This is a genomic window from Halioglobus sp. HI00S01, from assembly GCF_001635445.1.
Classification (GTDB): Bacteria; Pseudomonadota; Gammaproteobacteria; order Pseudomonadales; family Halieaceae; genus Halioglobus; species Halioglobus japonicus.
In genome coordinates, this window is the sequence record NZ_LWEE01000322.1 from 239128 (window position 1) to 256094 (window position 16967).

General features: G+C 51.0%; 8 protein-coding genes. 1 reads left to right on the forward strand and 7 read right to left on the reverse strand.

Going from position 1 to position 16967, the window contains the following annotated elements:
• Positions 1 to 36: 36 nt before the first annotated feature.
• A complete protein-coding gene (locus tag A3709_RS20760) occupies positions 37 to 288 on the reverse strand; it encodes a helix-turn-helix domain-containing protein (protein WP_066059286.1) in 252 nt (83 codons plus the stop codon).
• Positions 289 to 716: 428 nt separating this feature from the next.
• On the opposite strand from A3709_RS20760, the gene A3709_RS20765 reads away from it, so the two are divergent.
• Positions 717 to 1490, forward strand: coding sequence for a hypothetical protein (locus A3709_RS20765; RefSeq protein ID WP_066059289.1), 774 nt, complete (start codon positions 717 to 719; stop codon positions 1488 to 1490).
• A 293-nt stretch (positions 1491 to 1783) separates the two neighbouring features.
• Here A3709_RS20765 and A3709_RS20770 read toward each other — a convergent pair whose 3' ends face one another.
• The 6 genes from A3709_RS20770 to A3709_RS20795 all read right to left on the reverse strand — a co-directional run bounded on the left by A3709_RS20770 (position 1784) and on the right by A3709_RS20795 (position 16092).
• Positions 1784 to 3823 (reverse strand): multiheme c-type cytochrome, encoded by a 2040-nt coding sequence (locus A3709_RS20770; protein WP_066059291.1) that lies wholly within the window; start codon positions 3821 to 3823, stop codon positions 1784 to 1786.
• Complete coding sequence (locus A3709_RS20775) at positions 3810 to 6698, reverse strand: FG-GAP-like repeat-containing protein (RefSeq protein ID WP_066059294.1); 2889 nt, start codon at positions 6696 to 6698, stop codon at positions 3810 to 3812. The genes A3709_RS20770 and A3709_RS20775 overlap by 14 nt, the downstream gene beginning before the upstream one ends.
• A 406-nt stretch (positions 6699 to 7104) precedes the next feature.
• Positions 7105 to 7590 carry a hypothetical protein gene (locus A3709_RS20780; RefSeq protein ID WP_066059296.1) on the reverse strand — a complete coding sequence of 162 codons (486 nt, stop codon included), beginning with the start codon at positions 7588 to 7590 and terminating at the stop codon, positions 7105 to 7107.
• A 1-nt stretch (position 7591) separates the two neighbouring features.
• Entirely contained in the window at positions 7592 to 8251 is a 660-nt protein-coding gene (locus tag A3709_RS22865) for an RHS repeat-associated core domain-containing protein (protein ID WP_082850277.1), read from the reverse strand.
• The gene (locus tag A3709_RS20790; RefSeq protein WP_066059308.1) at positions 8239 to 9039 is read right to left on the reverse strand and encodes a hypothetical protein; all 801 of its coding nucleotides are present in this window, start codon (positions 9037 to 9039) and stop codon (positions 8239 to 8241) included. The genes A3709_RS22865 and A3709_RS20790 overlap by 13 nt, the downstream gene beginning before the upstream one ends.
• The gene (locus A3709_RS20795) at positions 9040 to 16092 is read right to left on the reverse strand and encodes an RHS repeat-associated core domain-containing protein (RefSeq protein ID WP_197484328.1); all 7053 of its coding nucleotides are present in this window, start codon (positions 16090 to 16092) and stop codon (positions 9040 to 9042) included.
• Positions 16093 to 16967: the final 875 nt, after the last annotated feature.

Genomic DNA, 16967 nt, shown 5'->3' on the forward strand with positions numbered 1-16967 from the left:
GCCCGGTAGTAAAGCAGCTTAATGCCTTGTTACTGCTCAGATTTCGCGGACAGAAGCACCGTGTGAGCGTTCCGGTACCCCTGAATGCTCTGCCTCGTCGAGCAACCTGGATAGAGGCAGGCCAAGGGCAGCACTGATCGAGACAAGATTTTCCAGACTTATATTGCGCTCTCCGCGCTCGATGGCACCGATGTACGTCCGATGGAGCCCGACTTCAGCAGCAAGGGACTCCTGGCTGGTTAAACCCATAGCCTTGCGCCGTCTAGCAATAACCTTGCCTAGTTTCATCTTGTACTGTTGTGCATTCACACAACGAGAGTGAATGCTTGATGACTTTATATCGACAGACTATAAGTAGCATTTGGAATAACCAATTGCTATTCTGTGCCTCACAACCTTGCGATATCGGCCCTAATAATTCTCCTGTACTTAGGACTACTACCTCTTATGCCTCTCGAATACACAGTGATAAGCAGCGGAGTCATTGATCCTGATTACGCGTGCGGTACAGACTGCGAATTTTCGCGTGAAATCGAGACATGGCTAAGAGATGGCTGGGTGCTCGCGGGGGGCGTGGCTGTTTCAAGGCGAGAAGCGGGCCTGACTTTCCACCAGGCGCTCTGTCGCTACTACAAACTGACAGACATGCTGTGTCAATCAAGTTCTTCTCTTGAAGCCCCTGAGAATATTGATTAACGGTACCTGGTGCCCCCAACTTGTTGCCTTCCAACTCCGACAATCAAATCGTCAGTCTAATTCTTGGTGCGCTGAAGGCGGCCCTACCCGCCCAAGGGTCTCGATTCGCTATTGGTGAAGTGCTGGCATCAAATTTCGCCCAGACGGAATGGCTTACAAGATATCTGCTGATAAAGTTGGAACAATCGAGCGTCTTGATACTAGAAAATAACGAAGACACTCCGCCTAGAATGCGAGACATGTGGCGGATAGAACGAATATTCATAGAGCCAATTGAGGGCGACTCATTTATTTACCCCAAAAATGACTCTCTATGGCCAACTCCCCCCATCCTCTCTCCGGGACTGGAACGCTTAGTGCTGCAGGTCCAGATTGATGAATGCCAGGGGTTTATCAGGGAGTGTTTGCTTGAGCGTGACATGGACTGTGGCACTGCCTGCGCTCCAACACACAGATTGGCGGGCTTGCTAGCTCATGCGACTCAAGCGCAAGTGTTCACCTGCCTTGAAGCTGCTGTCAACGCCCTTTCACCCTGCCAGCTAAAACTACTCGAATACGGAGAAAAAGGATTCGCCCTACAGCGGGAGATTGGGGACCTGGCGCATGGCCATTTTCAATTGCATAGCCGCATGAGAAGAACTGTCCCTCCTTATAACGGCCCTAAAACAGTACTTGGCGGAACCTTATCCCGGTCGCTTTTCAACGATTACCTGAGATGCGGTGACAGTTACTTCAATGTTGTTGATCCTATCGAACACAGTGCTGAGGGTCACATATATGAAGCGCGCAGATAAGAATCGCATTCCTCAAATGGGCGTCTGAGGCTAGATGGTGGTAGCTATCTGGGAAGTTCCAGCCGAATCACTCTCATCACCCTCCACAAAATGTGTGGCAATAATCTATACTATTTTGCTTCGTACTCCGGGTGTGTCTTGACGATGAAATTTCCCCATTAAACAAGTGAAACAGCGCGAGGGCAAAAAGAGCAAACTATGTCGAGAGCCAAGAAAGGGCTTTGTAGACCTAGGTAACACGATACGAAGGTGGGCTGCCACCTGCTAAAGCAGAGGCGCGAAGCGGGGTCCTGCTAGTTCGGTACAGTCTCCAATGTCACAATCACAGGCAAAGTGAAACTATCGCGTGCCATATCTACAATAGGAAGCGGTTCATAGAGATCACCCAGGGCCCAACGAGCATACCGATCATTGAGCTTCCGGTACTTCAGAGTCGCCGTCATCGTAAGTGGCGGTACAACCCAGTCCGGAATGGAAAAGGTATAGCTCAAAATATCTGAACGACCTGCAGGTATAAATCGCTTTTCCGCCTCTCCCACTCTATTGAATAGGTCGTGCTTCCATACTAGGTTGCCCTTACGATCCACAGGTCGAGACCGGTAGAACTCCGCAGCGGGGTCGACAGCCAAGGGCGAATGTTTATCTCCAATTATTTCGCCACTCGAGTAGACTTTTTTCCCCAGTGCATCGTAGACCACGAATTCAACCCACACTTCGTTGATATCGAGTGTTCCAGCCGGAAAGTTATGCCCGACAGATTGATTCGTCAACAAAACATCAATATCGACCTCCTCGCCCACGCGGAAATAGGCGGGTTGCTCAGAGTTGGTTCGTATTTCTTCACGTATTGCGCGATCTGTTCTCCTGGCTGTTGTCCTGTTTGGTGGCTCGATACTAATCGCTACTCGCCCCTCCCTAAGGAAAGTCACTGTGCGGCGAAAATGCTCTTCATCACCAAAAAGGTGCGGCAACATTGTATTCGCACCCGGGAAGTAATGATTGGCTACTCCCCCATCACCGCGTGCAGAGGGATCGCGAGCAGGCTCAATGGCCATATGACAATCCTGACACCTCTGCACATCACGATCACCAAACTCTTCCGTGTTTTTGCCAGAATACGGTCCGTCTAGCCAAGCGCCGTATTCGTCTTGCATTTTTACCCATCCCCAGTGATTCATATCCTCGTCCATGAATTGAACGTGGCATGTCGCACAGAACTCAGATGTCTCGAGGTGATCAGGCAACATTTCTTCTTTGTGCATTGACGGAGACCATCGGATCAGCTGATGACGAAGTAAGCGCGCAAGAGGGATATCACTGCGCGAAAACATATATGCCGAGCCTGGCCCCATTTCGTAGCTGCCTACGCCTTTCGTATGAACTACCGCGGAGGTTTGATGGCATACAAGACACCCCACACCTTCAGCATTCGCCAACGTCCCTTCGATCCCTCCATGCTTACCTCCCTCGGTCAGCTCGCCGGACAGCAGTGCTAGGGGTGCATGACATCCCTCACAGTAACGGGTGGCCTCAATTCCTCTTGTTTTCTCGAGGAGCCCAATATTTGTCACGTAGGCGGGATCATCAGCGGCGTGACGATGGGCTGATGCCAACCACTGATTCGTTACATCCTCATGACAGGCAACACAGTCATCAACGGCCACCAGGTCGCTAGCGGGTATGAAATCGCCGCTATATGTTTTTGTCTCACTTGGCGCAAAAGGATCGTCTCCATAAACGTACTCATAAGTGGGAACGGCTGGTCCCTGACTCAAGTCTCCATTAACCAATTCGATTACTGTCGTAGCGACAGCGACCAGTATCAGGACCGCGGCAAGCTGCCAAAAAAGTGACTTAGTCGATAGCCTCGCCGTACTGGACCACTTGTGCTCTAACGCACGCGCCCGCTTACGAGTGTACGACCGAGCATGCTGAACGCCATGTACAATCACTAACACCAGTGCAGCAAACATTGCGCCAATATGGAGATCGAGGACCCAATGCAAGGTTTCAGAGAAGCCGAAGAAGGTCAGAAACAGTCCGGTAGCAACCCCCAACACGAACGTTGATACCGAGACAATACCGGACAGCGTTACAGCTGCTCGACGCACCCCTATTGTTCGCCTGAAATGGGCCGCAATATAAGGGAAAAACAGGCCGGTAACGGCCAACCCCGAAGCCACGTGCAAGAAAATGCATAACTGAAATATGTACTGCCGTGTTCCGAATATCCACGTGCTAATGCCCGATGAAATACATATCAGGACGAGCAAGCCTAACAAACCAAGATAACGTTGTTCCCTCTCAAGAGTTGTGGGTCTAGTTGTCGGCATCGTAACTCGATTCCAGTGCCCGTCGGGTACGCTCCGGATCATCAACACCCAACACCCAGGCCAAGCATACCTTGTCATCCAGCGAGTACTTCGGCCCTTCCAGTAACGACCACATACTCGATTCTAGGTTCGGCATTTCAGGGTAGTACATAGCAGATTGCCTGATTGCAGCATGACGAACGGCTCGCGCCGGATGTTGGAGTAGCAGTATCAGTACGCGCCCTCGTTTGATGGCATCAGGCGTGTCTTCAATACCATCCAACAGCGAACGTGCTTCCCACTCTGACAATACGCCGCTTGTTAATTTGCGGAGAAGTTTCGCTTGATCACCAACGTCATTGGATTGATATAGTCCTCTGATGAATGAGTCATCCTTGGAGAAAGATTCTGACGATAGTGCTGACGCTATTCCAACAGTAGGTTGCGTCACTTCCTCTTGATCATCTATCAACGACATGAGGTGTTCATAGCTATACACCTGTTGTTTCTGTGAGACACTGGAGAGCCGCCTTACAGCGTCTTCACGGGCGACAAACTCTGCCGTCGTCAATTGCTTATGGGATTCCAGTTTTTTCAAGAACTCGATGCTCCCGCCCTGCCTGAGTCGACCTAATGTATATATGGCGGTCAGTGCGAGCTGTTCATCATCAGCCAGTACAAGATCCTGGATTTTGTGAATGCCTCTATATTTCTCCGCTTCAGCCAATGCCAACAGGGCGCATATCTGTATCTGTACCGACTCACTGTCCAACGCCTGCACCAGTGTTGGCAGGGCTTGATATTTGGTATGCGGTAGAGCCTCTTCCTCGATGAACAGCTTTCGCAAAGCCGTCGAGGCGCTGCACGAAACCTCAGGATCATCACTTGAAACTAATGCGAGGATAGTGTGCACATGAACGGGACTCTCCCATTCAGTTGCAACATCAATCGCTAGTGAAACGACCGTCGAATCCGTTGCCTTAAGCCCCTGATCAAGCACTGCATGGAGTCGAGATGTTGGGTGAGATGGTAGCCTGCTGAGTAGATCTTCGAGCGCACCTGGATTCGATTCCAAATTGTCATAAAACGCAGATAGTTGGCTTGGCGTCAATGCTTCGATGCCCACCATTTCCAGATAGAGGTACAAGCCAGGTTGGTTTAAGTACAACAGTGAATTGGGCGCGGCTGTTGGCAAGGAAGCTTGTGGAGCTGTCTCCAGACGTTCTCCACTCGCCGAGTAGATATTGTATTCATTTAGCGAAAAATTCGTAATTTCATTCACTGTTCCGTCAATGCCGAATACCGTGATTGAAGTAAGCTTCTCGCCCTTGGGTAAGTGAAAGGTATGGCGAGGATCGCTCCTCCCCAAGAATGATTGGTCCGAGTAGAATTCCCGTCGGTATGCTCCTGAAGTAGTAGTAAACGTGATTGAATACAACGCCGACACATCACGTCCATCGTCAGCTTGCAAAACAATACCGACCCAATCACCTATGACAGTTGTTTCGTTTATCAGTAGTTGAGGATATGAATTGTTATTGGTAAAAAGAAGATCGCTTTTTCCATCGTTATTAAAATCTGCTCGAACAACGGTGCGTGTAGACGTGTGTCGCTCGGCACTGACATGGACTCTGCTAAACTGCCCCTTGTGATGTAAAAAAAGTGTATTGGGTTGCCCTTGAGGCATCTCCGGAGCATCGATATTCGGTGTCAGGAGACCGTTTCCTATGATCAAATCCTGACTTCCGTCCAAGTTCAAGTCGGCACTCATCGTGCCCCATCCTGACATGCCAATATCGCTGGTCGACGCCAGTCCCATGTCCCAGATATCGTAGGAGACATCCGACTCAGTCTGTTCGAAAAGGAGATTTGGTTCTCCGCTTGGAGTCGATCCAAACAGGTAGTGCTGTGATGATCTGGCAACATGCAACGGACTCACGTGACGCAGTCCACGAGAGGTATGTATGCCACTTCGATTCTCTGGTGAGGAGGCCGGGAGCAATATGTCAGTGGGTCGAGACGGACTAGCCGCTCCATTGAGTAGTTGAAAATAATCACTAGGTCTCTTATTCGACCTGACCAGGTAACTTCCATATCCCCGCCCTGCCTCATCGTCTATTCCAAGCTCGCCGGTCTTATCTGTGAAGCTAAAATTACCATCATTAACATAGAGTACATTTTTAGCTGGCTCATACAGTTCGATGTTGAACTCAGGGCGAATGCTGGACCGAAATCCGCTGGCCGTTTCCAGTGTGTTTAGGCCCTTCTTGTAGTTCACAAACCTACTAATATATATATCAGATCGCCCATCGGCATTAGCGTCAAGAATCGATATTCCGGTTGCCCATCCACCAGTATTTATCCCTGACGAAGGTGTCACATCTAGGAACCTTTCCGCGGCGTCATTCTTGTAAATACGGGTGTCTTCAAAGCCCGAAATAATCAGGTCTTCGTCACCATCATTATCGATGTCTGTAACAGCACAGCCCATCCCCCATTGAGGCCGCCTGGGGAGCGAAGTCTCTGTTATATCTTTGAAGAGTTTACCCTGGATGTTGAGATACAGTCTGTGCGTGTTATCTGAACCCTGCCACCAGCTCGGGGCACCGTGTGGCCTCGCCTGACCACTGCCACCAACTAGAAAGAGATCAAGAAAGCCATCTTTATTGAAGTCGAGAATGCACGCGCCACTACCGAGCGTCTCCGTAGCTGAATCTAAAGAGTCTCTGCGCTGAAGATGTGCATGCACGAGTCCCCATCTGGTGGTCTGGTCCTGTAGCTCCGGCAGCCTGGGCTGAGCCAGTAAGGGGCTGGGATGGACTAGGACAAGAATTGGCAGCAAAACACAGACCAATCTGAACAACAATCCATAATTGATCTGCTTGAGCTGAATCACTAGTCTTTGAGGTAGGACGATTAAAATTGTTAGAACATCAGTGTGGCAATAATTCTAATCGCTGCAGCCATTTATTCCCAGTTCCAATGCTCTCAAACATGCGTACCAATACGACTCTGATCGAAAAGTCAGGCTCACCACATTTTTGACCCCATCTCTCACTATGGGTGCATGGACCGGACTAAATTGCCCGCCTTGCTGGACTAAGTTGCCCACCAAAACCGGTATTGGCTGCCTGGGCTGCTGGAGACTGCCCACCAATATAGCTAATTGAGTGGTGGCAAGGTGGGTTCAGTCTGTATTTGCATAAGTCTGAGGCGGCCCCTAGCGACCAACTGGAAGCGATAGCGGATAGGCATCTTTGAACTTTACCGATTCAACTAAAACTTGGTCCGCTCGAGCAGTCTCAGTTAGCTTCACGCTTTTTGAGAAGCTCATACTGCTCAGATACATTGTTGTCTTCAATGCAACTATGAATAAAGCTGGGTAGATCTGCTGCAAGCCCCCAATCGTCGTCGGGGACCAGTAGTTCTTCAAACAGTTTAAGTGGGTTTTTGAGAAACCGTTTAGAAGTGCGATACCGAACCTTTAGCAGTAATTCACCTTGATGATCGCGGCATTCAAGTGATCGCCCTCGAGTGGTCGATTCCCATTCGATTTGCGCTATTTGGTCCAATTCAACTAACTTTTCTTGCCAACCAATACAGAAGAGACCGCGTTCATTCCTGAGAAAGACAAAATCCCCCTCATCATAAGAGGCATACCAGCCTTGAGACTCGATGCTTTCAAGTGCCTCTGATGCTCTGTATTCACCTTTACTCACGGAAATTTTAAGTAGCCCAGCATCCGTTGCCACAACCTCATGCCATGGCCTAAGAATGTACTCGCTCATGCTAATTGCAGCCACACGCATCACCGGAGGAACCCCCAGCGAGTCCGCCCGCCACTGCCCCGGCGGGGCCTAATCCACGACCAGGGAGCAGAAGAATCGAGTCGGCTATGGCATTAGTATCAGTCAATGTCTTAGTCACGTTGGCATTCCGAACGGGATCGAACGCCGGCCCCAGCCTGTCCCCGTATTGAGCTACATTCCTTCGGTATATCAGCTCACGGAACGGCTGCGGAGTTTGGCTCTTCAAATCGGCCCCCAATTGTCTTCTCAAAGCATGCGCCTGCTGTGCCGAAAGATTCGAGTTGCGACCCGCTGCCAAACCGTTCTGATATGCCTGACGGATATTCCTGGCTTTTTGCAGGGCGCTTCCGATACCGGCTCCAGCCGCGCCTAAAGCCGCAGAACCTGCCACCTGACTCCAACTAACGCACTCAAAACGCCCCCCGTTCATCACAAGTTGAAACGCGAGGTCAGTTAGCCCACCTGCAGCAGCACCAGGCAGTAAGCCAAATTCACCTGTAGGATCTGTATAGCTTAATGGGTTGCCATAGACATAGGAATATGTGTTCAGTTCTCCCGACAAGCCTATCGGATCACTCTGGATATACCTTCCCAGACTGGGGTCATAATCCTTAAAGTAGTTGTAATCTACCGTTCGGATTCCCTGGCTTCCCTGAACATTTTTTTCTTAATCTCCGAGAACTGGAGCAACTCCTCCACCTGCGAGCTGTCATTCTCCTCCCAAGTAATGAATTCGACGCCGTTGTAGTAAGTGCGACTGGTATTGACACCCTCTCTAGATAAGATATCTGCTATCTCATTGTTCTGATCTCCCCAGGATTCGCTCCTGCCAGCAGGAGGTTGATCAGCTATACTTCTACTCGCAAATTCTGTCCAAATAGCGTTGCTTGTCGATTCGTCTGAGCGATAAGTAATGCAACTTCCTTCGACCATTTCAATCTCGATTCCTCGACTCTGAAGCATTCCTTGAAGATGCTGTAAGTCACCTTCCATGTACAAACAGCGTTTGACTGAAACGATAGAATCTCCGGGTACGCCGTTAGCAATGAGGACCGCAATGGCAGAAAGACCAATAGCTGCTATACCGAACGTTTCCCCAACTTTCTTCGCGGCCAACGCAAAGAGAAGGGCAACTATAGGCGCAAAAATGGAAACGTAGAGGGCGATATCTGGGGGGCTCGGTTCATTGACCCGTACTAGTCCAAATACAGTCACGAATACCAGAGCTGCATGGAGTGAGAGTAGGTAGTGCAAGTATCTAGCACTTCTGAACAACATGAGCGCCCTGTATGCAAAGAACCAGGTAACCAACAAAAGGGCCGCAACTGCTTCAATGGTAAGTATTTCTTCCAAAAGAAAGTACGCCGCTGCACCGTACAAGAACAACGGCAGTACCAAGAGCGATAGAATGATCCAGACGAAGTACATTTAACGGCTGAACCTCGTATTCTCAATTCGGCGAGTGGTCGTTTCAGAACTATTCTCCAGCCAGGGAGGATGATATTCATCTTTATACTCTACCTCACCGCACTCTCCTTCATTTTTGCAGCGCATGTAGCCATTTGCCCAGATTTCTTCAATTGCTGTTGTCGTTACCCATCGAGCCCACTGAGTTCCTTGAATAAGCTCTACAGGGCCTGTCACAGGAGGCTTTCCGCGGCCTTTTCGAAGCACGTACGCAACCCACTGGGGGTTGGGCACCGGAATCAATACCGACCAACGTTCAAATTCAGGCCCATACGATACATTTTCACGAGAAACAATCTCTTGGCCTAATTTGACTAAGAAGCAATTTGAAGGCAGCAAACCCAATGGGTCAAACCATGTGAGGGGATTACTTGAAACGTACGCGTAGGTATTTGGACCAGCGGTCAGTCCAATTGGATCACTTTGTAGGTATCTTCCTGTGGCCGGATCGTAGTCCCTAAAGTAGTTGTAGTGGTTGGCTGACTCCTCATCATAATACTGGCCAGGGAATCTCAGGTTGATCTTGGCATCAATACCACTACTATCTCCTACCCATTGTGCTGCACTACCACCGAAGGCGTCTGTGCGCCACTGCCACACCAGCTCACCCGAAGTATTCGTGCCTGCACGCGGCGTATTCAGATGATCGCTATGTAAGTACACCGGCTTTTGGCTATAAACATCTCCATTGGCAGCATATTCTTTCTGAATCATTGCTACTGGCATGTTGTCGAACCAGATGTAGTCGCGGCTGACCTGTTTATGGCCACTGCTATCATAGGTCGTCTCGGCAATAATCTGACCTTGTTGATCAAATGACAGCAGTGTTAACCGGTTATTAGTAATGTCCTGCTTTATCGTGCGTTGGCCGAGAGCGTTGTATTGGTACTGTGCGACTACGCTCCCCCCAGAAGAATAGCTATCGAGTCGGTTGTCGGCGCCATAACTCCAGCTATCGCCCCCCAAGGCGATAATATTGCCGACACCATCGTAGCCAACGGCTACACCATTCTGACTGGCCAAGCGATTGCTCGTGCCAGCATATGTAAGCGTCTGGACAACATTATCATTAATATTGTCCCGCTGACTCAAACGATTCCCCACGGCGTCATAGCTGTAGCCAAGTTCACCACCAGAATTGGCTTCAGACGCTACCCTGTCAAGCTCATCGTAGTCGTACGTTGCCGTATTTGCCGCGTCCATCCCATCATTGATTGTTATGATGTTGCCGTTCTCATCGTAGCCATAATTCTGCTCAAATACCGAAGAGACAGTATTGCCAATCAGTCGCCAGTCACCATCAAATGAACGTGACTGGATAAGTCCATTCCCATAGCCAAGCGAATTAACGCGACCGAACGCTGAGTATCCAACGTCACCCAAAATATCAAGGTCCACAGCGCCATTTACACCTTCATACATGGCACCCATATCGATGATTCGACCGTGGGTATCTCGCTCAAGCGAGACTATCGTTCCCGAAGGGTAGGTGATTCGCGACAAGTTATCTGCCGGGTCATAAGCATACGTTGTTGTGTTCACTAAATTCTGTGTTGAAAGCCCTGCAATAACTTGTTTTGATTCCAGCAAGTTCCCCCGGTCGTCATACCGGAAAGACGTTGTGCCGGTCTCATCCATAATAGCGCTCAGGCGACCAATTCCCGCATTGAATACACTCTCGTCCTGCGTCTCCAAACTGTGCTGATCGTAATAAAAAACTTGATTCTCTTCAGGCGAACCGTCAAAACTGACTGTAGCAAGTCTATTCAAAGCATCATAAGTATATCGGGCAATAACACCCCGAGCGTCGGTCATTCGAATAACGTTTCCTGCCAGATCATAGGCGTAGGTTGTCACCCCAGTGTCAGGGCTTTCCCTACGGACTACCTGATTGTGCTCATTGTATTCATAAGTCGTTGTTACGTTACGAGGGTCCTGTACAGAAGAGATATTATCCCTTGGGTCATACTCGATCTTGGTAATACCTTCCAGTGCATCTTCACTTTCCACCAGCCGTCTCAAGGCATCATATGAATGACTAGTGTTATAACCCCGTGGATTTTGGAGGCCGATTAGACTACCTTCCGCATCGTAGTAGTATGTAGAGGTCTGGCCACCAGCTCCGATGACATCGAGCAGCCGCCCGAGTTCATCAAAGACCTGGACAGCCTGACTTACCACCGTGCCATTCGCATTCTTGACCTGCTCCTGAACTCGGTTACCCATTCCATCCAACTGATACTCTATACGATCTCCCACACTGTTGCTGATCGCAACAAGCCTCCTGGCTTCATCATACTCAAGGCCAAGGTAGCTAGTATCAGGAAGTGTAATTCGTGTGATCAACCCGTGAGGACTGTATTCATAGCTAGTTGTAACGTCGCCATCTCGGCTCTGGATTGTGCTGCTTGTCAGCCAACCGCGAGAGTTATAACCCAGCATCGTGATGGCGCCGTTCGCATCAACGATCTGACCTGGCAATCCGTAGTCGTTATACGCCGATAGACGCGTGGTATGACCAAGGGCATTGGTGGTCTGTGAAAGATTTCCATCTGAGTACTCGAATAGGCTGACGTCATTGACATCGGTGCGTGGGCCATCGATAGAAGTAACCCTCCCCTGGGAGTTATACGCGTAGGACCATGTCCGATCTCCGACAGAAACCTCACTGAGTCTTCGGGATGTATCGTACTTGAACTTTGTAGTACGGCCCGGCTCTCTCACCTCAAGACGCTGAGGATGGTAAGGGTCCCACACCGTCTCCACTGTTCTCTCATCGGTCGTCCCCAGCGCCTCTATCCTTTTGGTATCAAGACCTCGATCATCGTACTCATAGTAGGTGGTTACCCCGTTCTTATCGGTCATGGTCTCCATCAGACCGTTCGGGTAATAGGTATAACTGTGTGTTGTGCCAGGCACATTCGGTGTTGCCTCATGCGTGACACCAGTAAGCAATCGCTTCTTAGCAATGGTCGAGTACCGATACGTAGATTTACGTTCTAGCTCATTCGTCACCGAAACACGGTTCTTGGTCTCTCGTTTTATAGTGACTGTCCCTGCCTCTCCCGCGTTCTCACTGGTACGAGTACGCCGCCACTCATCATAGCTCCAGGTAACGTAACGCACGCCAGATTCATCAGTAATACCAGTAAGAGCCTGTGGATTACCAGGGTCTTCATAGTGGTAGCTCTTGTAGCTGCCGCCGGGATAGGTCGCTCGGATCAGCCGATCACTGGTGTCATAATCGTAGTTGAAAACAAGATCGCCAATCGACGCTTGCGTCATGCGACCGTTACCATTGAGGACAATTGTAGCTGAGTTATTTGCATCGTCGGTGACTGTCAGAGCATTGCCCGCATGTTCAACCCGGTGACTGTAACCAAATGCGTTGGTGCGCTTTATTAGCCTGCCTTCACTATCGAATTCTTCCTTAACACCCGTTCTGTCTCTAAATGCCCAATGTGCATCGCCCTCGCCCACATACTCAAGGAACTTGGTCGTACCAAATTCGCTATCGAATGTGTTTCCTTTCTTCTGACTAATAAATTCTTCTAGCGTAGGAAGGATTGGTGGTGGACCGTCGTCGAAATAGCGTGAGATCCTTCCCAGGGGATATACGATGACATCACCATTTGCCCGCTTCAGGTAAGCCGTATACGTCTTCTCAATCCATGTGTTGCAAATATTGCCACAACGATAGATGGTTTCTTCCTTCTCAATGGTCTCTATGCTGTCAGAGTATCCATGACTGAAACCGTAACCCCATTGAATGTTCGCTGACGGAAGGCTGTTATAGAAGTGCTCAATGCGGATCGGGAAGGGGCCGGTACCAAGGTAATCCAGCTCTATCTGACACTTATTCCCGTTGTATAGGTATGTAGGGTTGCCTGCTTGTGAATCTCCTCCTCCTGGGCCTCCCGCACCGGCACCATTTCCCGCTCCACACATCTGCGGGCGCTCTTCAAATTCATGTTGGTCATCATTTTTCAAGTCAAAGGAATCCAATTCAGGCGGCGGCGGAAAATGCCAGCCGGCCTTAACAACACCCACTCCTGGGTTACTCCTAATTCTGGCGCCATCAGGCGTGACTGTACCCAAGCCGATGGATACAAACTCTTCCAAATCGTGATCGAATGAGAAAAGCTCGATCTGACTACCGGGAGCATGTGAGTCAACATTCGGTACTGTCATGGGTGCTGGAGGATCAAACTTCGCACCGGTTGGCTGAATCGTCACCACCAACTGTGGCTGCATGCCATTGGGGGGAGGCATCGGCACTTTGTCAAAGTTCACTGGGGTGATCGATACCAGCCCCTTTTTGCTCCCGTCTGGAAACGTCACTGACCCGGCATCGATGGCCAGCTCGAAGCCCGGAAGGTCGGGGTGAGTGACCAATACATCTTGTTCACCTGCCATAACCGCGCTGTCGGTGTCTAGTTTGACCATATACACCGGCGATGGCAGCGGATTGTCGATACCGGCCACCGTCACTATATGGGTGCCCAATGTCGGGTACTCTGCATCCCCATTTACTGTCGACCCATCGATCTTCAGGTGGACAGGCCCAACGGGCACTTCTGTGAGCTTGAACTGTCCCTTTTCATCCACGACAGTCTGCCTGACCGGTGCTTCCGTCGTATAAACCGTTGCCCCGAACATTGGTTGCCCTTGATTGTCCTGTACAACTCCACTGATCGTCGTTTCGCCAGGTTCCCCAGCAATAAATCCACTGGCAGTAAATCCCGAAGCCGGCGGGAGCTCACTCTCCTCTACGTCAAAATCCAGCAACCGAGCCTCAACACGCTGGCGATCAAATCCGGTGACTCCACCCAGTATCCAGTCGAGACTAGCCCTGCCATCACTGTCGGTAATAAGCACCTTTACCTGCGTATCACCCGACGCATCCTGGAATCGACCGCCACCGGCCGTCACGGTGAACTGAACCCGGGCGCCTTCGACCACGTTCATGCCCTTATCCATAACGACAACCGTGAGTGCCTGGGGCAGGACCTCATACACGCCACCAATCTGGTTGTTGCCACTATTGACACCGATTGTGTGCCCCGGGCTTCCCGCAGCACTGGCACTGAAGATCACCTCAGTGTCATAGCCAACGACCTGGGCTCTGACCTTATGAACACCTGCGCCCGCGCGCCGACCGAGCTTGAACTGAACCTCAGCAACGCCTTCATCATCTGTAGTCGCCTCCAGTGCCTGGGCGTCAGGTTCTGCGCCCAGACCAACCAGACCACTACCCTGAATCACGCGGAAATACACTTTGGAACCTTCCACCGGTGCACCGCCAGCATTGACTACTCTGACCTTGAGAGGTTGCGCGAGTAGCGAGGCGATCTCAGACATTTGGTTGTTGCCAGACACCAGCTCTACCACAGGACCCTGTGGCTCTTCGTAGTAGAGCGTCAGAGAGTGTGGCTGGGACACATTCCCTACCTGATCTTGCGCATGAACGGTAACCGTATTTGGGCCGACGACAAGCGGTACTCCCTTCGCTTCATAGCTGCGATTGCTGATAACTGCGGAGATACCGTTTACCGTCACAACCGCCTGATCGTCTTCCACAGTGCCTCGCACTATATCGTTCACCAAGCCGGAGACATCCACTACATCGCTGTATACCGTTTCACCATCTTCATGGGAGTCGACCGTAATATAGGGCGGTGTCAGATCGAGGCTGACCGAGATACTGGCTGTTTTAGTGGCACCATCACTTAAGACCATCCTGGATGAGATCGCGTTGTAACCTTCCACAAGCGGTACAGAAGCTGAGTAGGAACCACCCGTCACTGGAATCTCAATGCCATTGACCGTGAGCGATACCGCATCCGGATCAACCTGCCCAGTCACTGTAACGGGTGAGCTTCCAAGTGTTACCAAAGAGGCTGGTGAATCGATTGTCAGTAGCGGTAGTGAACTTCTCTCTGGATCCTCTGGGAAGGGATCGGAGATATTCGGGACATTATCACCGTCCCTATCGGGATCGGCAAAATCACCGATGCCGTCACCATCAGCATCGGCATACTCCGACCCATCGTCAGGGAAAACGTCCTGGGCATTGTCGATCCCATCACCATCGCGGTCTGGATCGCTGTTGTCCCCAATTCCATCGAAATCTAGATCGGACCACTCCGTTGCATCATTCGGAAAAGCATCGTCAGCATCACTATAGCCGTCCTCGTCCGTATCCCGCTGCATTGGGGCACAACCAGTACTATCTGGTGTCACTCCGTAGGGTGTATCCGGACAAAGATCTGCAGAGTCCAGAATCCCATCAGCATCCACATCTGTTTCGGGCTCGGCCTCGCCTGAGAGTTCCAGCACTAATCGCGGTGCTTTGTCAGTATTCCCAAACGCGGCCTCAGAGCCTTCCTTTGAGTAATACCAAACGCTACCCCGAGTGCCTTCTCTACGAAGGCGCCAGGAATGCTCACCCGATTTCACGGACTGGGTAATGTCCCAGGCAATATCTCCCTGTGAGTCATTTGTGTGAACGATAGATGCAATGATCGAAGTGCCCTCTTCCGAAGCCCCCTTCCAATTAATATCGCAATCTTGTGCCGAGTTGGATATATCGGCATCAGTAGCGCAACGCCACGTTATACCCGGTCCTGTACCGCGGGTGGACTCAGCCTGGGAAAGGCTCGCATGATGGCCAATGCCCTCTGCCCAATCCGCTTGCAGGGGATAGACATCCACTGTCTTGCCATTCGTCGTCCAGTTAGTGAGGTTCTGAGCAGGGTCGATACTGAGAACCAACTGCGCAGATTCAATGCGAAGCAAGTCAACTTCCGTCAGGTCAAAGGACACGACAACGGTACGTGCCGATGCGGTATCCAACATTAACCACGGATTAAGACCCTCGTTCCGGTTGTGGTCACCCGGCCTCAAAAAACTGTCTTTGTCCGCGACCAGGGTAATGGTTTCAGCCTGAGCGACACTGACAAAAACGGTCAGAGTTGCTACTGCGAAAAGCGCATGCCGGAACTGTTTAAACATCGTCATTCTATTCCTTCGTTCCATTCGGGATGGCTGGATCCCTCGGATATGTCCCTATGAAAAACCGGTTGTGAGCCCTAATTTATCTGCGCTGCAATAACATCGCTGAAATTGGAGTTTGCTGGATCTGCCAAAATCACCACATCCAAACCAAAATCAACACTGGCACCGGCGCTGACATCAATGGTTTGCAGCAAGTGAACTCCACCGAGCGTGCCTGATAAGTAGGCACTGGGATCATCCGCACTCTCGATCAACAGGCTATTGCCATCATTGCCCGTGATCAGGTACAGCGGGTTGTTCTCGTTGGTGACATCCAGGTCCACCTGGATGCCCCGCAGATCCTTCTGCACCACGTTGCCATCAGCCGCCCAGGGTGTGCCCTCGACCGTCACCCGCCAGGTGGTACCTGACTCCAACACCACGTTCGTGATCAGGTGTTCGCCCACCGAAGCCACCGGCGTAGAGCCCGCTCCGGCCACACGACCACCGTTCTCTGACAGCAGGTGACCATAGTCTTCCGTGCTCAGCTTCACATACGTGGTACCCGCACCCGAGACCGTGTTCCTGGATGACACACCACTGGCCGTTCGGTACACACCTGTGAAGCCCGCCACATCGTCGGCAAAGACACTGATNCGACCACCTGCGCCCGCCGGTGCAGTGTCCCTGAAGTTATAGGTGTTCCTGCCACCCTCTACGCTGAATGTTCCCGCGCCGGTCAACATGCCCACATCTACATGGATACTGCCGCCTGCCCCCGCTGGCAGGTCATCGTGGTAGGTCTTCTGACCTTGTGCCTTGATGGTGCCATCCAGCACCAGCGCGTTGGCCGCGATCCCGATCACGCCGCCGCCACGCCCTGGTTCTGAGCT